Raw genomic sequence first — 19,602 nt, forward strand, 5'->3', positions numbered from 1 at the left:
CAGCGCCGCTCACCGAATCACGCAAATCACACAGCAAGGTGAGAAAAGCCCCGGCCAGGACCGGGGCTTCCGCGTTCAGCGGGAACGCTGCTCCGCCATGGCCGCCAGCTCAGGCGGCAGATTGCCGGCGGCGCGGGCCCGGGCGAAAGCCTCCTTGGCGTCGCCGCCGCGCCCATCGGCCTCCAGCGCCAGGGCCAGCCCCAACCACCAGCGCCCCTCGCCCGGATTGAGCCGGGCCGCCGCCAGGTAGTGCTCGGCCGCGTCCTTATGGCGGCTCTGCCGGGCCAGCAGGTTGCCGTAGAGGCCCTGGAAATCGGCATAGTCCTGCCCTGCCGGGGCCGACTTCTGCAAGGTCGCCAGGGCCGTGGCCACTTCGCCCCGCTCGGCCTGCAAGCGCGCCAGCGCTACTGCCCAGGTCACCTGGCCGGGATTGGCCTCCAGACCTTCGGCCAGCACTTGGCGAGCCTCGTCGCCGGCCCGCTGTTCGAGCAGCAGGCGCACCAACAGTTGCCGCGCGTTGGCATGGGTCGGGTCCTGGCGCAGAGCAGCGCGCAGCCTTTCCTGAGCCTCGGTTACCCGGCCGCTGTTCAGGGATTGCACTGCCAGCCGGTATTCCTGCTCGGCCCGGTCCCGCGGGGTCGCCAAGCGCAGATTCTTCTCGATCTTCTCCGGCCCGCTCGCCATTTGAGGCGCCCCCTTAGGGGCGGCCGGCACATTGGCGGCAGGCGAAGGTTCAGCCTTGGCGGGCCGGGAAACAGACTCCCCCCCTCCAGGCGCACTCGAAGCCGTTTTGGCCGCGTCCTCGGACTTGGCCACCGATACGCTCGTCGCCCCCTTCCCGGCCGGTGCCTTTTTCTCGGCAGACGCCGGACTGGATGCCGCGGGCTGCGCCGGGGGCGCGGGAGGCGTCGGCGCTGGCTGCCTTGGGGAGGACGGATTGGCCGGCGCCAGGACCGGTGCCAACTGCAGAGCAGGTTCCGATTCCGGCTCCGGCGCCACGGCCACCGGGGCGGAAGGCGGGGTCGCTGCAACCGGTGCAGCGACGGGGGCAGCAGCAGCAGCCGGAACGGGGACAGGGGCTGGAGCCTGTGGCGCCGATGGCGCCAACACCAGCCAGGCCGCCGCCGCGCCGGCCCCAACCAGCAGGGCGCCGCCGCCCCATGCCAAGAGGCCACCAGGGCCGCGCCGGGGAACGGCCGCCGTCACGGGGCGCACTTCCTTGTGCAGGCCCTGGCGATCCTGGTCGGCAGCCCGGCGGCTGTCCAGGTCCTGGAGCATTTGGTTGATCAGGCTCATTGCAGACTCATTGCTCGGGTATCGGTATTCACCACCAGGCCAGGCGCCGGGCGCCTTCGGTATCCCGGGCGGCGCGGCGCACGTGGCGCCATTCCACGCTATCCCGCCCCTCGCCGAAGGCGGCCAGGAGCGACTTGTGGGCCAGGATGTTGACCAGGCGCGGCACGCCGCCGCTGGCCTTGTGCAAGCCGGCGATCGCCCGGGGAGAAAAGACGGCGCTGCCCCGCTCGCGCTGGCCGGCGATGCGCAGGCGGTGGGCCAGGTAGTTGGTCAGCTCGGGCCGGGACAGGCCGGCGAGCCGGTAATGAAAGGAAATCCGCTGCTTCAGCTGGCGGATGCCCGGCTCGGACAAGCGAACGTCCAGTTCCGGCTGGCCGAACATGACCAAGTGCAGCAGCTTGCGCTTTTCGGTTTCCAGGTTGGACACCAGGCGCAGGGCCTCCAGGCTTTCCAGGGGCATGGCCTGGGCCTCGTCCAGGCACACCACGGTGGTGCGCCCTTCCCGGGCCACGCCGAGCAGGGCCTGGCGGAGGAATTTCAGCAGGTGGTACTCGTCGGCCTGGGCGGCCTCGCCCGGCTCCAAACCCAACTCCTCGGCCAGGGCCAGGAGCAAGGTACGGGGTTGCAGGGCCGGATTGGGCAGATAGGCGGTAACGAAGCGCTGCCGGTCCAGGGTGGCGAGCAGGCGGCGGCACAGCAAGGTCTTGCCGGTGCCGACGTCGCCGGTGATCTTGACGAAGCCTTCGCCGCTGGAGAGGGCCACCAGCAGGGTGTTGAGGGCTTCCTGGTGGCCGGCACTGGAAAAGGCGAACTCGGTGTCGGGCGTGATCGAGAACGGCGCCTCGCGCAGGCCGAAATGGCCCAGGTAGAGCGGACCGCCCCGCCACATGCCGCCTCCCGGCGGCGTGGCGGCAGCAGGTTCCTGGTCAGCCACCGTTGCGCCCTTCGACAGGACGCCGGGAACCGTTGTTGCGCAGCCGCTCCCGGGTATCGTCCAGGTCCTTCGCCCAGTCGTTCGGATCCTGGATGATGGTCGGCTTGATCAGGATCACCAGTTCCCGCTTGTTCATGCTGTTGTTGCGGTTACCACCGAGCAGGGTGCCCCAGATGGAGCCAGTGGTGCCCGGCAGGCCGGTCTGGGTTTGTGCCTGGGCCTGGCTCATCAGGCCGCCGATGGCAACGATGTTGCCGTCCTGAACGCGGACGATGGAATCGGTCTCGTTGATGGCCGACGACGCCAGCGGCAGCTTGAAAGTGCCGAGCTGAGTCCCCAGGTCCACCACCTTTTCCTTCTCGGTCACGTTGGACACCGAGGGGTGGACGTGCAGCAGGATGTTGTTGTCCTCGTCGATCTGGGGCATCACATCCAGGGCCACCCCGGAGAAGAAGGCTTGCAGGGTGATGGTCGGGGTGACGATGTTGCCGGTCCCCGAGGTGGTCACCGTGGACGACACGTTGGTCACGTAAAAATCGTCGGTCCCCACCTTGAGCACCGCCTTCTGGTTGTTCACCGCGGCGATGCGGGGGCTGGACAGCACCTGCACGTCGCCCTGGCTTTCCAGGAAGCTGAGTAGGGCGGCAAAGGACTTGGTCTGGAAGGCCAGGCCGAAGAAACCGTTGCCGCTGGAGGTCGGATTGATCACCCCGTTGGTCATGCCGGTGGCCAGATTGTCCAGGCCCACCGCCGAGAGGGCCTTGCCCGCCGGCGACAGGCTGTTGCCCGGATTGACGGCGCCGATCGAACTCAGGCGCGAACCGGTACCGCTAAAGATCGACCAGTTGATGCCGGCCGAGAATTGGTCGGACAGGGTCACGTCGATGATCTTGGCTTCGAGCATCACTTGGCGCTCGATGATCAGCTGGGTGGCACGCAGGTATTGCTCCACGTTGCGGATGTCCTGGGGCATGCCGCGCACCAGTACCACGCCGGACACGCCGTTGGTCACCACGCTGCGGCCGTTGTCGTCGCCGACGATGGCTTCGAGGGCCGACTTCAGCTCCTTCCAGAAATCGTTGTCGGAGGTGGTGAGTACCCGTGCCGCATCGGTCTGGACCTGCTGGGTCGATCCGGGAGCGCCCGGCTGACCAGGAACGCCCGTGCTCCCCGGAACCCCAGTGGCCCCCGGGTAGCCCGTGCCCGGCGTGCCGCCGGTGCCGGAGGTAGGCGTTGTCGTGATCGTGGTCGAGTTGACCCGCAGGTTCGAGGTGGTCACTCGCCGCCCCACCAGGTAGTTCACCTTGAAGATGCGGGTCTGCATGGTGTTGGGGTGCACGTAAATGCGCGAACCCTGGATGCGGAAGTCGTAACCATAGACTTCCCGGATCGCCTCCAGGGCCTCACGCACCGTCACGTCCTTGAGGTTCACCGTCAGGGAACCACTCACCTCCGGGGACACCAGCATGCTGTAGCGCGTCCCCGAAACCAGGGCGACGAAGACGCTCTGGGCGGGGGCGTTGCTCACCGACAGGTCGAAACGGGGCTCCACCTCGGCGGCCTTGGGCAGGCTCAGGTCCAGAGGCGGCAGCAGGGCAGACGAAGCAGCCCCGGCGGAAGCGCTGCGCTCGCTGCCGTTGGACAGGGAGGCGCGTGCTTGGTCGAGTTCGCTGTTGATGCGGTCGGAGGTTGCACGGGGCTGGCGAAAGGACGAGGCGCAGCCGGAAACAGTCAGGGCCACGGCCAAGGCGGCGGCCAGCAGGGAAAGGGAGCGGGCGGGAGAGGTCATCGTTATCGGTTCCCGGTCGAAGGAAGGGCGGGTGCCGGTTTATGGCGGCTGGCGTGACCAGCCTGGCTGGCGGAACGTCGTTCGGAAACGGGGGCGGCACGGGTCTTGGCCACCCCAGGGGTCAGGTAGAGGGTCTGGCGGCCTTCCGGACCGGCCAGAGTAACGCTGGACTCATTCACGGCCACCAGCCGGGCATTGCCCACGTGCTGGCCGACCTCGAACCGCTGGCCGTTGATCAACGCCGCGGCTCGGGTCTTGGCACTGCCAGGGGCCGGCAGAAATACCGATTGCAGTTGCGGCCCCGTCTCGACGGGAGCGGCATCGCCCGCCAGGTCGACGCTAGGAGGCCGGGTCGGATCGTCGGCCCGGGCAGGCATCCCCGCAAACGCTGCAATCAACGCGAATGCAGCGGCCATGGCTGAGGGAGGCAGCGGGCGGGTCAGAAGGCGAGCCATGCGGGGTCCAGGCTTAGGGTGTAGACGGTCAGGGTCATGATGCTGCGCGGGTAACGTTCGACTTTCAGGTCGAGCCGGCCCCACAGCAATTTCTGGGGTGCGGCTTCAAGACTGGCCAGATAGCCCTGCAGGTCGGCGTAGGAACCGGCGATCTTGATTTCCAGGCCGTGGCGGTAAATACCCGGCACTCCATCCACGATGGGGGCCGGCTTGTCCGCGCCGCCCTTTGCCGCCGGGCGCTCGACCAGCGGCGTGGGTACCAGGGTCTTAAGGCTGACCAGGGTCACCCCGCGCTGGGTCCGCACCAGATTTTCCAGCAGGGCTGCCGCCCGGTTCGGCGGCACCAGGCTGCCGTCCAGGTCGCGCAAGCGGGCCTGCAGTTCGGCCAGCTCGCGCTGCCCTGCCGCCAGCGCCTCCCGGTTGGCCGCATCCGGGTCTAATTTCTGCGTCTGCAACTGGGCGATCTGTTCCTGCAAGCGGCCCAGGGCGGTGCCGTGCTCGGCCAGCCGGGCCGTCTGGTTGGCAGCCCGCTGCCGGGCCGCCGACAGGAACAGGGAATCCCCCACCAGCACGAACACGGCCAGCACCGCCAGAGCCATCAGCACCCGCTCCCGGCGGGAGAAGGCCGCGAAACGCTCGGACAAGGCCGACCAGTGATTGCGAACCACCGATGGAATCAAGGCATGGAGGTTCATGAGCGACCTCCCTCGGCTTGGGCCTCAATCGGCGCGCTGGCCGGTACGGACGCTGCGGGCAGCGGCTGAACGGATGGCTGGGGCTGCCCGGCCTTGGCCGGCTCGGCATAGGCTTTCAATTCAAATTCCACATAGCGCGCGGGACCCGGTTCCGCATCACCGGAAGCAGCATCCGCCGCCGCCCCGCCCTGTCCTCCCTTGGCGCCCTTGGGCGGTTCCGGGTGATCATTCAGCACAAAGTCGCCGAAGCGGCGGCCAAGGAAGGCGCCGTCGCCCTTGAGCCGGCCCAGATAGTCCGGCAGCAACTTGGCATCGAGCAGGCGGCCCTTGATATCCAGGGAAGCGCCGGCAGCGTTGACGCCGGTCAGCCAAACGCCATGCATGGTCTGGCGGGAAAGGCCGGACAAGACTCGGGAGAAACCTTCGCTTTCACCCGCGGCCCCGGCGTCGAGGGCATGCACCACCTCCCGGGTGGCCTCCAGGCGGCCCTGGACGCGGTTCAGGGCATCGATCAGCCCCTGATCCGGCCCCCGCTTCGCCAAGGCCGTCAATTGGTCGGCCCGCGCCTGCAAGGTGCGCTGCAGGGTTTCGGCATCCTGGACCTGCTGGCGCAACTGCTCCGCCTTGCGGACGGTCAGGGTCGCCGACAAGGCCAGGCCGACGGCTGCCACGGCCAGCACTGCCGCCAGCACGCTCAGGGTGAGCCGGTGCTTGTCGGGGCGTAGTGCCGGGTTGAGTAGGTTGAGCTGCTGCATCGAAGGTCGGATTCCGCGTCGGACGATGTGGGATGAAGATCAGGCGCCGGTCCGCAGCGCCGCGCCGAGGGTGACGAAATAGCGCCCCTGCTGCGCCGGATCGGCGAGGGCCGGTACCGCCGACAGGTCCAGGACCTGGGCCAGGTCCGCCAGGTCGAGGGGGATGTACAGAAAGCTGCGCAGTTCGTCCGCCAGTTCCACCGCCAGCGCGCACGGCGCCAACAACAGGCGGGTGATGCCGACGAAGGTGTAGAGGCGCTCGAAGTTGTCCAGGGAACGCTGCAGTTCCAACCCGATCCGCTCCACCAGGGCGGCGCGCCGCTCCACATCGGCATCCCGCAACTGGGTTTCGGTGACGTCGATGCGGCGGGCCCCGTACAGCTCGCCCTCGTAGGTGAAGGTCAGTAAGGCACCGTCCTCGCCTACGTGCAGCATGGCCACGCCACGCCCAGGCTCGGCGAACAGATGGGCCAGGTTGCGGTGCGCCAGCTCGGGCAGGTCGATGGCCTGCAGGTCAAGGCCAGCGGCATCGAAAGCGTTCATGACCCGTTGCACCGCAGCGTTGGGTGCCGCAGCCACCCACAGGCTGCGCCCCCGGGCGCCGCCACTGCCGGGTACTGGAATATTCAGTACGTCGAAGGTGGCGCTCTCCGCCGGAAACTCCAGGGCATCGCCCATCTGCCAGCGCACCGCCTGCTTGACCTCGGCCTCGGCCACATCGGGCACCGGCGTCTGGAGCAATTGGTACTCGCCAGGGTTGAGCACCGTGGTGCAACGAAAACGCCCCCAGCCCTCACGGCGGACCACCTGGCCAAATTCGTCGTCATGCCCGGCACCGGTGCGCAGATCCGCCACATCCAGGCGTAACACGCGGTGGCGCTCGTCCGGGTCGGCGCCGCGCTCGATGCGCACCGCCTCCACCCGCCCGGAATGGAGCCCCACGGCCAGCCAGCCGGCCTCCTTTTTCTTGCGCAGGTTAAACAGGGTCATGTCCATGGGGCGATTGTAGGGGGGGGATGCCTGTTAAGGCCAGGAAATACGTCATCAATAGACTTCCCGTTGGTATATCACCCCTCGCTGGCGGAAAGCGCCAAACGCTGCCTGACCGGACTGCACCGGAGCAAGCCAGGGAAGATTGCCGTTGGTGCCGGGCACGCCCGCTGCATTCGTACACGCGGTGCCGCCAGCCGCGGCGGTGTTGTACCCCAACAGCACCGTACCGATATTGCCGGCGCCGGGTGCGGTAAGGGACAGGGAAAAACTCCCCCCCGTTGCCGTTTGCTGCGCAGTACATACAGCCTGGCCCGCAGGGCGCAGGCAGGTCGTGGTTTCGCAGGCACTCAGGTTGCCGGTGAAATTGGAGAAGGGAATCGCTGATGCCGTGAGGGTGGTGCAGCTATCGTCTGTGTTGGTACGCCAATAACCGCCCCCGGGAATGGTGATCCAATATTCGGTGGTCGCCGCCACCGGCAGGGGGAGCAGCTCGGAACCATAGGCATTGGCGAACTTGAGCCGGCCATAGCGCACCCGCTGCGCATTGCCACCCGCCAGGGCAGCACCCGTGCGGACAGGAGCGCCACTGGTCGTGACGGTCTGCGCACCACTGATGAGCACTCCGTCGCCATCGTTGACCCACACCCCCAGGGACAGAGCCTCATAGGGGCCATCGGGTACCGCCAGCTTGGAGAACGTCGGCGCAGCGTTGACCGTATACGACCCCAGGGCCCAAGCACTCGCCGGCGCCGGGGCCAGGCGCGCTCCCAAGTCGGTCCCGCATACCCCGCCCACCGTATTGCAGGCCAAGTAGTTCACTACACCTCTCCCATTGGCATAGCTGTTGTCGTAGTTCTGGGTCGTGGCCCCCGTCGCATTGACGGCACGCAGCCGGAAGAAAGGGGCGTTGCCAGCAGGCGTGGCGAAGGACTGATCCATATAGGTGAAGGTCCCGGCGGCGCAGGCCGGTGCCAAGCCATCGCTATCCACCAGAAAGCGGGCCGGACGGAAGCGCCCCACATTGCTGGATTTCGCCCCGGTACCGAAATAGCAGCCGACCTTGTCGCTGGTGTTGACCAAGGTGTTGGAGAAGTCAGCGGTGCAATCGCCGTTCCCGCTATCCACAGCGGTAAAGTTGCCGTCGAAGACGGCCTGGGTATCGAGGTAGAAATACCCGGCCTCGGAATAGGTGAAGGCGGCGCCCTGGCTAACCCCGCTGGTGGCCGCAGGGAACGCCCCGCCGATAGCGCCAGCCACGTTGGGGCCGGATTGGTTCGCCACCACCTTGCTCGGATCGATTGCCGGGGTACCGTTGTAGTTGGTCATGGTGGCCTTGGCGCTGCCGGTGGCCGCCGTTGCCGTGGCCGTCATGGCGAAAGCGCCGTTGGACGACGCGTCCCCCGCCACCAAGGTGGTGCTCCCAGTAGATACCGTCAGGTCAAAATTATCCGGGCGGATTGCAAAATCATCGCTGCTACACGAAACGACACCGCCCGAGCAGTTACTAGTGCTGCATATTTTGACCCGCACGTCCCGGTAGGCATTCGGTACAACGATGGTGGGAGAACCGCTGGCAGGAATACTGCCTTGGCCTTTCGACAGGGTGGCCGAACCGATGGACTGGTTGAGATCCACCGTTCCGGACGGGCAGTTATTGGCATCGTTGGTGCCACCACCATTTAGGGTTCCAACCAAAGACACATACACAGTGTCGTTATTGCCATCATCAAGCGTTTTACCGTCACTCTTCAGCGCCGAGATGTTGATGGCAAATGGTTGCTTGGCCAAGCGGGTATACAAGCGGCCTGACTCGACCGAGCAGGTGGAATCGCTATGGCAAGCGTTGAAGCGCGACGAGCAGGACAGGGTGCAGGGGCGGGTAGCGCCGCTGGAGGTTTTGCAGATGGCCTTCGAAAAGGGCTTGAGCGGCGGATCTGACGCGTTGACGCCAAAGGTATCCCCCGTAGCCCCGTTGTAACCCAGGGAGACATCGCCACTGACCAGGATCTGGGTCGCCCCACCCGCCCAACCGCTGGTGGAAAAAGTCACCGGCAAACTGCCGGTATAGGTGCTGGAGCAAGCCGCATCGAGACAGGCCCGGATCCGGATGTTGCCGGTGGGCGGACACTGGCTGCCGTCCCAGATGAACTCGAAATGGTCGATCTGGCTGGTGATGCTCTGCATGTTGGTGGCGCAGATCTTCAGGTTGTCCACCTCGTGGTAGTTCACGCTACCGCCGGTGGAGCCGGTCATCGACACCAGCCACTTGGCGGGTAGCGCCGCCTGGGTCGAGGAGGACAAGGCATCGAAGCTGGAAATCACGCTGCTGTAAGAACCCCCGGTACCCGTGGTGTCCTGGTTGACCGAGACCAGGGCCTTGCCCGAGGTCCGGGCGTCGACCACCACCTGGTAACGATAACCTCGGCCCGCGGTGGTCGTCGGCCGGGTGTCCAGGTTCGGGCTGAGGGTGGACGACCCGCGCAGGAACGCATAGTTGCTGCTGGCCGTGCCGGAACCGGAGCCGGAACCGCGCAGGGATATCCGGTTGGAGCACAAAGTACTGCCCGAGCAACCGCTCTGGTAGCCGACCCGCCCTTCGCTGTTGTTGGCGTAGTTGCCGTACTCGTCCAGCCCCACCCCCAGCCAGCCGCCGGCAAAGCCGGATATACCGGTCTTTTGCGCATAACCCAGGGAGCCGCCGAAGGCGCCGGGCTGGGGTGTGATGCTGGAATCGGACAGGATGAAGGCGATGCCGTCCGCCCCCTGGCCGCTCGACGTATCCCAGGCGAAGTAATTGAACTCCAGGGAGATGTAGTTACCCGCCGCCGGAAAGTAACGTTGCAGGGTGACGGCGGTCGAAAGGTTGTTCAGGTGGTCGGTCAGACGCAGCCGGTTGCTGACGATCGACGGCCCCGGGAAGGTGGTGGACGAGCAGCCATTGACGCAGTAGCTGGTCCAGTCGGTGCCCAGGCCGGTGCTACGGTCGAAGCTGTCGCAAAAGCAGGTCATGCCCGAAGGGCTGCCCAGTGGAGGCAAACAACTGCCCGACGGCCCCACGGCAAAGCTGCCGAAGCCGGTCTGGCCAGGCAGGGTCGCCTGGGTGCCACTGGCCGAACCGGCCAGGTTGGCCCAGCCGCTCGAATAGCGCCCGACCTGGAAGGTCGAGACGTTGCCGCTGCCGAGCACGTCGCTCGCGGCGAAATTGAACTGGGCCGTATAGCTGCCACCACTGCCTACCGACGTCAAGGTGTCGCCGCTGGCCCCCAGGGTCCAGTAGCGGTTCACGTCCTGGGTGTAGTCGATGCCCGAGGTACCGATCTGGGGGTGCTGGCCGGTGGTGGTGCTGCCGGTCAGGGTGCCGCCGGTGATGCCGTTGTACCAAGGGAAGGTGACGGTGATCGGCGCATAGACCGTGGCACTGCCCACGGGGTAGGTGCAGGTGGTCCCATAGTTAGGGAACAACATGCGCAGATTGCCGTTGACCCAGCCGGTACCGCCGCCGGTCAGCGTCCCCGACTGGTCGCATTTGGTCGGCAGGATGACGAAATTGCTCCCGGTGGTGATGATCCCGGCAACGAACGCCAGGGTGCCCGAACTGCCGTTGCCCACCGTCAGGTTGCCGCCAGCCAGCACGATACCCTGCGGGTTGTTCACGGTCAGGTTGTAGAACCCCACCGCCCCGGTAATGGTCTGGGTGGCGGTTCCATTCAGGGTCCAGCCCGCCCCCCCGGTAGCCAGCCCAGAAACGGTACCATTGATGGTCAGGTTACCCGCCAGGCTGCCGCCGCCGGTCACTGCGGAAACATCGAAGGTAGTGCCGGAATCGATGGTCAAGCTGCCAAGTATGGCGATGGATGAACCGCTGAAGGTCTTGGTACCCCCCCCGCCCAGACGCAGATTGGGGTATTTGGCATTAGTGTTGGTCGTGAACGACTGGCCGCCGGAACCGTTGATGTACAGGGTCAGGGTCGAGTTGGCACCGTCGTTGTTGAACGAGCCGACGTAGGGCAGCGGGGTATTGCCAGACAACTGCAAGGTATAGGCCGCCCCGGAGGAAAACGTCAGATTTTTCCAGTTCACGTTGAGGGTGGACAGGGAAAGTGTATTGGTAGCCGAACCGGACCAGACCGAATCGCTGCCAAGCTGGATAGTCGTATTGGCCAACGTGATGGTGCCGTTGTTGACCAGGTTGCCGCTGAGCACGAGGGTATTTCCCCCGCTACCGCTGCTGTTCAGCGTCCCATTGACCGTTAGGCTGCTCAGGGAAGGGCTGGTGCCCGAACTCAGCGTAACGGTATTGCCGCTGTTCACAACCACGGCATCCCCGGCTCCAGGAACGGTGGTGGTCGATGGATTGCATGTCCAGGTGCTGCTGGCGGTCCAGTTACCCGTCGCCTTCGATGTACATGTCGCTGCGCCAGCCTGGCCCGCCGTAAACATCAGGCACAGCAGCAGCCAGAGCCCCATCCATCGGCGCGATTTCCCCAAGTCAGCCATGTTCAGCCCTCACGTCGATCTGCCGCTCCACATAGTTGGCCCCGGCCGGCGCCGGGTTCGGGCAGACACCGTTTGCCGGTTCATTGCAAGCCGTGGCCACCACTTGGTAGGTATTCACTGGGCTGGCGCCTTCCGTATAGATTAGGCGGACGCACGTCACGGTCACGGTGTAGCCGTTCACCGCCAGAGGCTGGGGCGCGAAACATGGCCCCGCAGCAGGGCGCAGCACCGTGACCAGCCCCCACTCCACCCCGGCCCGGGCGGCCTGGTAGGCCTGGGTACCCTGAACGTCGAGCAGGGAGGCGCGCTGCTGCATGGTGATTGTGCGCACCGCAAACGTGCCCAGCAGTGCCAGCACCACCATAAGGAAAATGGCCGACGGCAAGGCGAAACCCCGGTAGCTGCCGGGGCTCGATGCCGGGGCGGCATGGGAAGCGCGGTCAGGGCACATTGCTGATGTGGATCGCATGGTAAAGACTGACCGTTACCGGCCCCTGGGCGGCATTGCCCGGCGTTCCGAGAGTCAGGGACATGGTTACCAGCGCGTTGCGCTGGGCCACGGCGTTGGGTGCATAGGTAAAGTTGCAGGCCAGCACGTTGGTGGCGAGAAAAGCCGTTTGCGCCCCGGCCGGAACGGCCACAGGTTGGGCGGCTGTGGCCGCATACCCCCACACCCGGGTCAAGGTGCCGCCGCCCGCCGGATTCGGGGCGCAAATGTAAGTCACCGGCGTATCCGTCACGAAAAAGCGGGCATCCGGCGCATCCAGGGCAAAGGGGTTGGCCGAGGTAATAGAGATACGACTCACCGCGCCGGGACAGCCAGTCGTAGCACCACAATTGACCCCGCGACTGATGTTGGCAGCATTGGCATAGGGATCGGCCCCGGGAATGCCCAGGCTGTAGATCACTACCTGGTCCCCTGCCGCGACTTCCACCGCAGGCCCAAGCACCTCGAAACTGGTGTCGTTGGCGGAGAAATCGAGGAAATCGCAGCCGAGCGCCCAGGCTCCGCCACAAGCCACATTAGGGTCTGGCGCCCGGCGATAGCGCCCGCCGCTGCGGGCATTGAGGAGTTCGAGAAAGATCGTTGCGCCGTTGGCCGTCACCCGCACGCTGTTGGGCACCGCCCGGCGGATGTCCCGAGCCACGCGGCGCAAGGCCCCGTCGGCGGTATCGCTGAACTCGGCGCGCTGCATGGACTCCAGGGCATTCTGGACCGGCACGCGGATGAACAGGGCCACTGCGGCGGCCACGATCCCGGCGATGGCGATCACCACCACCATTTCAACCAGCGTGAAGCCAGCACTGCGCCAATGGCCGCAGGCCCGCCCGCCAAGCGTGGTTCCAGGCTGGATCATGAGAAGGGGATTACGGATTGGGCGCATAGCGTGTCCGAATGCCGGAAAGCGCCACAGTGGTATTGGCAGGGCCGGTCACCGTGACGGTGATCAGCAGGGAATCACCAGCTGGAACGCCAGCCCCGAGCAGGGGATCTTGCCCGATTGCCACCTGCGCGGTGTATGCCCCGAGACCGGGAATGGGAACCCCAGCAATATCGACGACCTGCCCGATGGCAAAGCCCGGTCCCATTGCATAGTTGTTGTAGTCGTTCACATTGTTGAACGGCCGGGTTCCCGGGATTACCCCGCCCCGTGACTCACCCGGCTCCGGCCCGATGGCCTCCACCAGATTGGCGCAGCCATTGGCGCCGATGAACGCCCCCGTTGCCGTGGCGGCATCCGGGTCGGTGGGATCGCAGAAGGTGTAGGGCATCAGCTCGATCTCTTCGAGCAGGGACTCGGCGATCGCCACCGCCTGCTTGCGGATCAAGGGGTCGGTACTAGCCACGCTGGACTGGTTGATCGCCAGCAACACCCCGGCCACCGCCACGGCGATGATGACCATAGCGACGATCAGTTCGATCAGGGTCAGCCCTTGCTGACGCCGCCCGATAGCGACATTGGCCGTCTGGAGCCTGGAGTGGCGGTCAGAACACATACCCGGTCTCATTGACCACCGTGATGGTCCGCGCCACATCCCCGGCTTCGCCGCCGCTCACCGTGATGGTCACGGGTGCGGCCAAGCCCACCGGTTGCCCCAGGGCATTGAAAGCGAAGCCATTGACCTGGGGCGCCGTCTGGTAGGTCACGATGCTTCGTCCCGCCTGGCCGGCAAAGACCATTGGCTGCCCGGTGACGGGATCGGCCAATGGTGCTGCGCAGGCCGCATCGCTGGCCACGGTCAGGGAATACACCGCCCCCGGGCCGGACAGGCAGACGAAAACAAAACTCGGCGCCATGGCCCGCCGCGCTATCGCCAGCTTCTGCGCCATCTTCAAGGCCATGCGGGTCTGCTCGAACACGCTGCGGGACTCGAATGCCCCGGTACCGACAAAGCGCGGAATCGCAACGGCGGCCAAAATGCCCACCAGCACCAGGGTGACCACCAATTCCACAAGCGTAAAGCCGCCCGCGGGGCGAACCACCGGGGCGGCTTTCATATTACGGGAGCAGAGAAAAACAACTGTCACCCAAAATTGCAGTTAACAGCCAGTAGTCACCGCCGTGACGGACCCATCTGCCTGGTTATAGGTGACTTGGCAATTAGCCCCACCCCCGCTAATAGGCTGGAACACCACCGTAGTCGCATTTCCAGTCGGCCAGTTAGTATCAGAATTGGAATTGATGTTATAGCCATCAATAACCACCGCTGTACCGATTCCAGCGCGACTTGCCAAAGGCACCCCAGGCGCAGTCGTTGCACTCGCAGCGGTCCCCACCGCAACCTGGCTGCCGTCTGCCATCGCTACCGGCGAAGTATTAGTTCCAGTGGCAAAGTACCGTGCCTGCGCCATAGCCACTCCAGAGCGCAAACCGCCGGCAAGGCCATTAACTGATGCTGCACGGGCTTCATTGGTGACGTTAATAAATCGCGGCAGTGCCGTCGCCGCCAGGATGCCAAGAATAACGATGACGACGATCAGCTCGACCAGGGTGAAGCCGGATTGCATGCGTTTCATGGGAAGCAGTCTCCTACCTAAGATAAAGAATTGAATCAGTTACAAGCCGTAGCGGTAGTGGTCACCACCGGCGCCGTGACGACGTTATTGGCAGCCGTACCCGCCGTATAAGTGAAGGCGCAGCTTCCCGCAGTCGGGGAAGGCACCGAAACGGTCAGCACATCATTCGGATTCGCGCCGCCACCGGCGATGATGTAGTCGAAGTTGCCCGGCGCAGCAGTGTAATCAGCCTGGATACCGGCACGCAGCCCGGCGGCGGCACCGATGCCCGCCAAATCGGCCGTCGGATACTGTGCAACGCCGGTGACGTTCAATCCTTCCATGACCACCGTTGCCGCAGCAGTGGTTGCTGGACAGGGTACCGGCGGATTGCCGGCCGCCTGGGCAAGGCACTGGGCATGGAACAGCGCAGACCCGGCGCGTACCGCGCCGATGGCCGCATTGAGCTTGGCCTGGCGGGCCTGGACCTGGAGGTCGATGAAGCGGGGCAGCGCCACGGCGGCCAGGATGCCGAGGATGATGATCACCACGATCAGTTCGATCAGGGTGAAACCGGTCTGTTGCGAGCGTCGGGGAGTGGACATGGTTGTCATGGATATCTCCGGTTGAAGCGCATCCGCTTCATGTTGGGCAGCGGACGACAGTTTAAGTAAGACTTGGTTCGATTATGACCCAAGATGACGGTGGAAACTGTGACCGAATGCCGCCCAAACGGATTTCACTGATCCAAGTCAGAAGCCAGCGTCAAAGTCCGCGCGCGAACCAGCGGTAATCCGCCTGGGGCGCCAGTACCAGGCTGGCGAAGGGCTGGCCCGCGGCCACGGGGCGGCCGTCGCTGTCCTTGGGCTGCAGGTTGAAGGCGAGCAGGCCGTCAGGGGCACCTTCCAGGCTGTCCTGGTGACGGGCGCGATAAAGCACCTGGCGACGCTCCCGGTCGAAGGCCCAACTGGCCGGGGGCGGCGCGGCGGTTTCGCCGGCATAGTTGACGGGGCGCTCCTCCAGCCAGTCGAAGGGGTTGCCGTCCGCCAGCCGGCGCAGCCGGGCCGGGTCCTGGGCGGCGGTGGCGGCGGCCACCTGGATGCGCACGGCGAACTTGAGGCCGAGCAGGCTCTGCTCCATGGCCGCCCGCTCGGCCTGTTCCTGAAGCCGCCAGAAGCGGTCCAGGCCGAAGGTGCCAAGCACGGCGACGATGGCCACCACCACCAGCAGTTCGAACAGGGTGAAGCCCGGGGCCGGGCGGCGGAGCGGCCGCGTCATTTGATCGCCACCTTGCCCAGGTCCCACATGGGCAGGAAGACGCCCAGGGCGAGGATGAGCACCAGCACGCCGAGGAAGACGATGAGGATCGGCTCGATCTGCTGGGAAAGGGTCTTGAGCTCGTACTCGACCTCTTTCTGGTACATCTCGGCCACGTCCTGGAGCATGTCGTCCAGGGCGCCGGACTCTTCGCCCACGGCGACCATCTGCAACACCACCGGGGTGAACACGCCGGTGCCAGAAGCGGTGCGCAACAGGCTTTCGCCCCGCTCGACCCCTTCGCGCATGCGCTCGGCGCAGTGGGCGACGAAGCGGTTTTCCACGGTCTGGGCGGTCACGCCCAGGGCCTGGACCACCGGCACACCGCTGCGCAGGGCCAGGGCCAGGCTGCGGGCGAAGCGGGCCAGGGTGGCCTTGAGGATGATCTTGCCGGCAATCGGAATGCGCAGCTTCCAGGTGTCCCACTTGAAGCCCCCGGCCTCAGTGCCGACCCAGCTACGGAAGGCGAAGGCGGCGCCGACGGCACCGGCGGCGAGCAACCACCACCAGTTCACCATGAAATCGGAAAAGCCGATCAGGATCCGGGTCATCAGCGGCAGTTCGGCGCCGAAGCCCTTGAACACCTTGGCGAAGGCGGGGATGACGAACAGGTTGATGACGACGATGGCCACGGCCATGGCGCTGACCACGAAGATCGGGTAGCGCAGGGCCGACTTCACCTGCTGGCGCATGAACTGCTCGAAGTCCAGGTGGTGGTAGAGGCGCTGGAAGATTTCTTCGAGCAGGCCGGTCAGTTCGCCGACCCGGATCATGGACAGGTAGAAGGGCGAGAAGGCCTTGGGGTGGCGAGCCAGGGACACCGACAGCTCGCGGCCGGAATCGAGGCTTTCGCGCACTTCCTGAAGCACCTGCTTCATCGCCGGGTTGGTGGAGGACTCCTGCAAACCGGCCAGGGCGCGCATGATGGGCACCCCGGCCTTCATCAGGGCGTTCATCTGGCGCGAGAACAGCAGCAAATCCACCGTGCGCACCTTGGGCCCGAAGGACAGGCGGGGCAGCGTCAGCCCGCCGCCCCCGCTCCCCGCGGCTTCGCGGATGTCGAGGGGAATCCGCCCGCTGGCGACGATGGACTCGGCAGCGGCGGCGGCACTGGCCGCCTCCAGCACCCCTTGGGTCAACTCGCCGCCCGGCGCGCGGGCCTTGTAGGAAAACTTGGCCATGACGTCGCCCTAGCTCAGTCTTCGAACTGGTTGGAAACGCGCATCGCCTCTTCCAGCGTGGTCTTGCCAGCGTGGACCATGCGCAGCGCATCGTGGCGCAGGGTCTCGCCGGCCAGTTGCCGCCGCGCGGCCAGGACGAAGGCGCCCGGATCGTCGGAGTTGGCGGCATCCACCAGCTCCTGGGTGATCTCCAGCACCTCGTAGACGCCGGTACGCCCCTGATAGCCGGTGCCGTTGCAGTGGGGACAACCGCGCCCCTTCATGTAGCCGTTGTGGGAATCGCGCCCCTCTTCGAGGCGCAGCCATTCCCGCTCGCCCGGGGTGGGGTCGTGGGGGGTGGCGCAGGATTCGCACACTACCCGCACCAGCCGCTGGGCCAGCACCAAGTTAAGGGACATGGCCACCATGTAACGCGGCACCCCCATGTCCATCAGGCGCACCGGGGTGGAGATGGCGTCGTTGGTGTGCAGGGTGGAGAGCACCAGGTGGCCGGTCATGGCGGCGCGCATGCCGATCTCTGCGGTGTTCTGGTCGCGCATTTCGCCCACCAGCACCACGTCCGGGTCCTGGCGCAGGGCGGAGCGCAGCACCCGCTCGAAGGTCAGGTCGATCTTGTCGTGCACCTGCACCTGGTTGATGCCGGGGAGCCGGTATTCCACCGGGTCCTCGACGGTGATGATCTTGCGGTCCGAGGTGTTCAGCTCGTTGAGCGCCGCGTACAGGGTGGTGGTCTTACCCGAGCCGGTGGGGCCGGTCACCAGGATCATGCCGGAGGGGCGCGAGATGGCCCGGCGCAGCTTGTGCAGCACGCCCGGAGGCATGCCCAGGTTGTCCAGGCCGAGCAGGCCGGTGTTTTGGTTGAGCAGACGCATCACCACCGATTCGCCGTACTGGGTCGGCATGGTGGAGATACGCACGTCCACCTGGGTGTTGCGTACCTTGATGGCGAAGCGGCCGTCCTGGGGCAGGCGCTTTTCCGAGATGTCCAGGCCCGAGGTGAGCTTGAGGCGCAGGGCCACGGCAGTGGCGATCTTGGGGTCGGCCTCGGTCTGGATGTGCAGCACGCCGTCGATACGGAAGCGGATGCGCAGCTTGTCGGCCTGGGGCTCGATGTGGATGTCGGAGGCCCGGGTACGCAGGGCCTCTTCGAACACCGTGTTGAGCAGCTTGACCACCGGCGCATCCTCGGCACCGGTGCCGGCACCGATCAGGTCGGAGAAGTCGGAGGGGCCATCGGACAGCTCGGCCTGCAACTCCTTGGCCAGGCCGGAGATTTCCTCGGTGCGGCGGTAGAGCCGGTCGATGGCGGCGAGGAAGCCGCCCTCGGTGACCACCGCCAGTTCCACGTCGCGCTTGAGGATACGGGTCAGCTCGTCGTAGGCTTGCAGGTCGGTGGGATTGACGAAACCAACCCGCACCCGGTCGCCCAGGTCCGCCAGGACGATGGCCCGGTAGCGGCGCGCCTGGGCCTCGGGCAGCAGGCGCACCAGCGCCGGGTCCGGGCTGAACTGCTTGAGATCGACGTAAATGGCCCGCAGCTGCTTGGCCAGGGCCTGGGAAATGCCTTCTTCGGTGACGTAGGCGGCTTCCACCACCACCCGCCCGAGCTGGCGGCCGGTGCGTTTCTGCTCTTCGAGGGCGAGCTTGAGTTGTTCTTCGGTGAGGAGCCCCTGGCTCACCAGCAGTTCCCCGAGCCGGACCTTTTCCGGCCGGGCCATGGGCCTTGCGGCGATTTCCACCATGCGTACGTTTTCCCGGTCGTGACGGCACCATGACGGCCGCCTAAGCGGCCATTATTGCCGATGAACCCGCCTGCCCCTATGAAAAATTTAACCGACCCGCCGGAACCACCCTGCCCCACCGCCCCCCTGGCGCTGGTGCTGGTGCATCCGGAAATCCCGCCCAACACGGGCAACATCATCCGCCTGTGCGCCAACACCGGCGCCGAACTACACCTGGTGGAACCCCTGGGTTTCCGCTGGGCCGACAAGGACCTGCAACGGGCCGGCCTCGACTACCACGAACACGCCCGGGTGCAGCGCCACGCCGACTGGGCGGCCTGCAAGGCGGCCCTGGCCGGGCGGCGCCTGTTCGCCCTCACCACCAAGGGCAGCCGCCGCTACGACGCGCCGGACTTCGCCCCGGGGGACGCCTTCGTGTTCGGCCGGGAATCGGCGGGGCTGCCCGCCGACATCCTCGCCGAGTTCGCCCCGGACGCCCGGCTGCGCCTGCCGATGTGCGCCGACAGCCGCAGCATGAACCTGGCCAACACCGCCGCGGTGATGCTGTTCGAGGCCTGGCGGCAGATCGGCTTTCCCGCCGGGGTCTGAGCCGGGGGCGCCGCGTCAACACAGCGCGTCGCCGCTGCCAGCCGTACAACACCGCGCCGGCCTCGCCGCGGCGAGGCCGGGGGCGCAGGGAAAAGAGTACGTAGAAAGGGCGCGCGTAGAAAGGCTTCAAGGCCCCAAGCCCCAAAGCCCGACACTTTAATTTTTTTAATACTTCCCTAAAGGCGACGCGCCAAACTCTAATACTGGCCCGGACCTTCGGTTTCTCACCGGCCGGACATATTAATTTTATTAATACATCATCCGACCAACTCGGCCCGCGCCGCCCAGGCAGGAAGGCCATGCCCGGGACGAAGGCGCAACCGGCGCAGGGCCGGCTCGCTCGGCGCACCGTGGAATCCCCG

Annotated in this window: 18 protein-coding genes; 1 reads left to right on the top strand and 17 read right to left on the bottom strand. The window is 65.9% G+C overall.

The window, feature by feature from the left end; genetic code table 11:
* Positions 1-75 precede the first annotated feature (75 nt).
* The 17 genes from LWW89_RS15840 to LWW89_RS15920 all read right to left on the bottom strand — a co-directional run bounded on the left by LWW89_RS15840 (position 76) and on the right by LWW89_RS15920 (position 18,652).
* Positions 76-684, bottom strand: a complete 609-nt coding sequence (locus LWW89_RS15840) for a tetratricopeptide repeat protein (RefSeq protein WP_293265894.1) — start codon at positions 682-684, stop codon at positions 76-78.
* 640 nt (positions 685-1,324) lie between these two features.
* Positions 1,325-2,230, bottom strand: coding sequence for an AAA family ATPase (locus LWW89_RS15845; RefSeq protein ID WP_293265896.1), 906 nt, complete (start codon positions 2,228-2,230; stop codon positions 1,325-1,327).
* Positions 2,223-4,019: a pilus (MSHA type) biogenesis protein MshL gene (locus LWW89_RS15850; protein ID WP_293265898.1), complete on the bottom strand. Its 1,797-nt coding sequence runs from the start codon at positions 4,017-4,019 to the stop codon at positions 2,223-2,225. Before LWW89_RS15850 ends, LWW89_RS15845 begins: the two co-directional genes overlap by 8 nt.
* 2 nt (positions 4,020-4,021) lie before the next feature.
* Entirely contained in the window at positions 4,022-4,474 is a 453-nt protein-coding gene (locus LWW89_RS15855; protein ID WP_293265900.1) for a hypothetical protein, read from the bottom strand.
* Positions 4,459-5,169: a hypothetical protein gene (locus LWW89_RS15860; protein WP_293265902.1), complete on the bottom strand. Its 711-nt coding sequence runs from the start codon at positions 5,167-5,169 to the stop codon at positions 4,459-4,461. The genes LWW89_RS15855 and LWW89_RS15860 overlap by 16 nt, the downstream gene beginning before the upstream one ends.
* Entirely contained in the window at positions 5,166-5,924 is a 759-nt protein-coding gene (locus tag LWW89_RS15865) for a hypothetical protein (protein ID WP_293265904.1), read from the bottom strand. The genes LWW89_RS15860 and LWW89_RS15865 overlap by 4 nt, the downstream gene beginning before the upstream one ends.
* Positions 5,925-5,963: 39 nt before the next feature.
* A complete protein-coding gene (locus LWW89_RS15870; protein ID WP_293265906.1) occupies positions 5,964-6,920 on the bottom strand; it encodes a hypothetical protein in 957 nt (318 codons plus the stop codon).
* Positions 6,921-6,968: 48 nt separating this feature from the next.
* On the bottom strand, positions 6,969-11,414 hold the full coding sequence (locus LWW89_RS15875; RefSeq protein ID WP_293265908.1) for a DUF6701 domain-containing protein: 4,446 nt from the start codon (positions 11,412-11,414) through the stop codon (positions 6,969-6,971).
* The gene (locus tag LWW89_RS15880; protein ID WP_365782070.1) at positions 11,407-11,883 is read right to left on the bottom strand and encodes a pilus assembly PilX N-terminal domain-containing protein; all 477 of its coding nucleotides are present in this window, start codon (positions 11,881-11,883) and stop codon (positions 11,407-11,409) included. Before LWW89_RS15880 ends, LWW89_RS15875 begins: the two co-directional genes overlap by 8 nt.
* Complete coding sequence (locus tag LWW89_RS15885) at positions 11,855-12,772, bottom strand: prepilin-type N-terminal cleavage/methylation domain-containing protein (protein WP_293265912.1); 918 nt, start codon at positions 12,770-12,772, stop codon at positions 11,855-11,857. The genes LWW89_RS15880 and LWW89_RS15885 overlap by 29 nt, the downstream gene beginning before the upstream one ends.
* 10 nt (positions 12,773-12,782) lie before the next feature.
* The gene (locus LWW89_RS15890) at positions 12,783-13,412 is read right to left on the bottom strand and encodes a prepilin-type N-terminal cleavage/methylation domain-containing protein (RefSeq protein WP_293265914.1); all 630 of its coding nucleotides are present in this window, start codon (positions 13,410-13,412) and stop codon (positions 12,783-12,785) included.
* On the bottom strand, positions 13,402-13,914 hold the full coding sequence (locus LWW89_RS15895) for a prepilin-type N-terminal cleavage/methylation domain-containing protein (RefSeq protein ID WP_293265916.1): 513 nt from the start codon (positions 13,912-13,914) through the stop codon (positions 13,402-13,404). The genes LWW89_RS15890 and LWW89_RS15895 overlap by 11 nt, the downstream gene beginning before the upstream one ends.
* Before the next feature lie 42 nt (positions 13,915-13,956).
* Positions 13,957-14,433: a prepilin-type N-terminal cleavage/methylation domain-containing protein gene (locus tag LWW89_RS15900; RefSeq protein WP_293265917.1), complete on the bottom strand. Its 477-nt coding sequence runs from the start codon at positions 14,431-14,433 to the stop codon at positions 13,957-13,959.
* A 35-nt stretch (positions 14,434-14,468) separates the two neighbouring features.
* Complete coding sequence (locus LWW89_RS15905) at positions 14,469-15,026, bottom strand: prepilin-type N-terminal cleavage/methylation domain-containing protein (protein WP_293265919.1); 558 nt, start codon at positions 15,024-15,026, stop codon at positions 14,469-14,471.
* Positions 15,027-15,177: 151 nt separating this feature from the next.
* On the bottom strand, positions 15,178-15,690 hold the full coding sequence (locus LWW89_RS15910; RefSeq protein WP_293265921.1) for a prepilin-type N-terminal cleavage/methylation domain-containing protein: 513 nt from the start codon (positions 15,688-15,690) through the stop codon (positions 15,178-15,180).
* Positions 15,687-16,910 carry a type II secretion system F family protein gene (locus tag LWW89_RS15915; RefSeq protein ID WP_293265923.1) on the bottom strand — a complete coding sequence of 408 codons (1,224 nt, stop codon included), beginning with the start codon at positions 16,908-16,910 and terminating at the stop codon, positions 15,687-15,689. Before LWW89_RS15915 ends, LWW89_RS15910 begins: the two co-directional genes overlap by 4 nt.
* A gap of 14 nt (positions 16,911-16,924) precedes the next feature.
* Positions 16,925-18,652 (bottom strand): GspE/PulE family protein, encoded by a 1,728-nt coding sequence (locus tag LWW89_RS15920; protein WP_293265925.1) that lies wholly within the window; start codon positions 18,650-18,652, stop codon positions 16,925-16,927.
* A 78-nt stretch (positions 18,653-18,730) separates the two neighbouring features.
* Between LWW89_RS15920 and LWW89_RS15925 the strand changes: the two genes are divergently transcribed.
* On the top strand, positions 18,731-19,240 hold the full coding sequence (locus tag LWW89_RS15925) for a tRNA (cytidine(34)-2'-O)-methyltransferase (protein WP_293265927.1): 510 nt from the start codon (positions 18,731-18,733) through the stop codon (positions 19,238-19,240).
* The last annotated feature ends 362 nt before the right edge of the window (positions 19,241-19,602 follow it).

The sequence above is a fragment of the Oryzomicrobium sp. genome (assembly GCF_021287045.1).
Taxonomy (GTDB): domain Bacteria; phylum Pseudomonadota; class Gammaproteobacteria; order Burkholderiales; family Rhodocyclaceae; genus Oryzomicrobium.

What these genes read in the sequence shown, in the direction of transcription:
- LWW89_RS15840 (WP_293265894.1), bottom strand. Translation starts at nt 684, where the DNA reads ATGGCGAGCGGGCCGGAGAAGATCGAGAAGAATCTGCGCTTGGCGACC.
- LWW89_RS15850 (WP_293265898.1), bottom strand. Translation starts at nt 4,019, where the DNA reads ATGACCTCTCCCGCCCGCTCCCTTTCCCTGCTGGCCGCCGCCTTGGCC.
- LWW89_RS15855 (WP_293265900.1), bottom strand. Translation starts at nt 4,474, where the DNA reads ATGGCTCGCCTTCTGACCCGCCCGCTGCCTCCCTCAGCCATGGCCGCT.
- LWW89_RS15860 (WP_293265902.1), bottom strand. Translation starts at nt 5,169, where the DNA reads ATGAACCTCCATGCCTTGATTCCATCGGTGGTTCGCAATCACTGGTCG.
- LWW89_RS15865 (WP_293265904.1), bottom strand. Translation starts at nt 5,924, where the DNA reads ATGCAGCAGCTCAACCTACTCAACCCGGCACTACGCCCCGACAAGCAC.
- LWW89_RS15870 (WP_293265906.1), bottom strand. Translation starts at nt 6,920, where the DNA reads ATGGACATGACCCTGTTTAACCTGCGCAAGAAAAAGGAGGCCGGCTGG.
- LWW89_RS15875 (WP_293265908.1), bottom strand. Translation starts at nt 11,414, where the DNA reads ATGGCTGACTTGGGGAAATCGCGCCGATGGATGGGGCTCTGGCTGCTG.
- LWW89_RS15880 (WP_365782070.1), bottom strand. Translation starts at nt 11,883, where the DNA reads ATGCGATCCACATCAGCAATGTGCCCTGACCGCGCTTCCCATGCCGCC.
- LWW89_RS15885 (WP_293265912.1), bottom strand. Translation starts at nt 12,772, where the DNA reads ATGATCCAGCCTGGAACCACGCTTGGCGGGCGGGCCTGCGGCCATTGG.
- LWW89_RS15890 (WP_293265914.1), bottom strand. Translation starts at nt 13,412, where the DNA reads ATGTGTTCTGACCGCCACTCCAGGCTCCAGACGGCCAATGTCGCTATC.
- LWW89_RS15895 (WP_293265916.1), bottom strand. Translation starts at nt 13,914, where the DNA reads ATGAAAGCCGCCCCGGTGGTTCGCCCCGCGGGCGGCTTTACGCTTGTG.
- LWW89_RS15900 (WP_293265917.1), bottom strand. Translation starts at nt 14,433, where the DNA reads ATGAAACGCATGCAATCCGGCTTCACCCTGGTCGAGCTGATCGTCGTC.
- LWW89_RS15905 (WP_293265919.1), bottom strand. Translation starts at nt 15,026, where the DNA reads ATGACAACCATGTCCACTCCCCGACGCTCGCAACAGACCGGTTTCACC.
- LWW89_RS15910 (WP_293265921.1), bottom strand. Translation starts at nt 15,690, where the DNA reads ATGACGCGGCCGCTCCGCCGCCCGGCCCCGGGCTTCACCCTGTTCGAA.
- LWW89_RS15915 (WP_293265923.1), bottom strand. Translation starts at nt 16,910, where the DNA reads ATGGCCAAGTTTTCCTACAAGGCCCGCGCGCCGGGCGGCGAGTTGACC.
- LWW89_RS15920 (WP_293265925.1), bottom strand. Translation starts at nt 18,652, where the DNA reads ATGGTGGAAATCGCCGCAAGGCCCATGGCCCGGCCGGAAAAGGTCCGG.
- LWW89_RS15925 (WP_293265927.1), top strand. Translation starts at nt 18,731, where the DNA reads ATGAAAAATTTAACCGACCCGCCGGAACCACCCTGCCCCACCGCCCCC.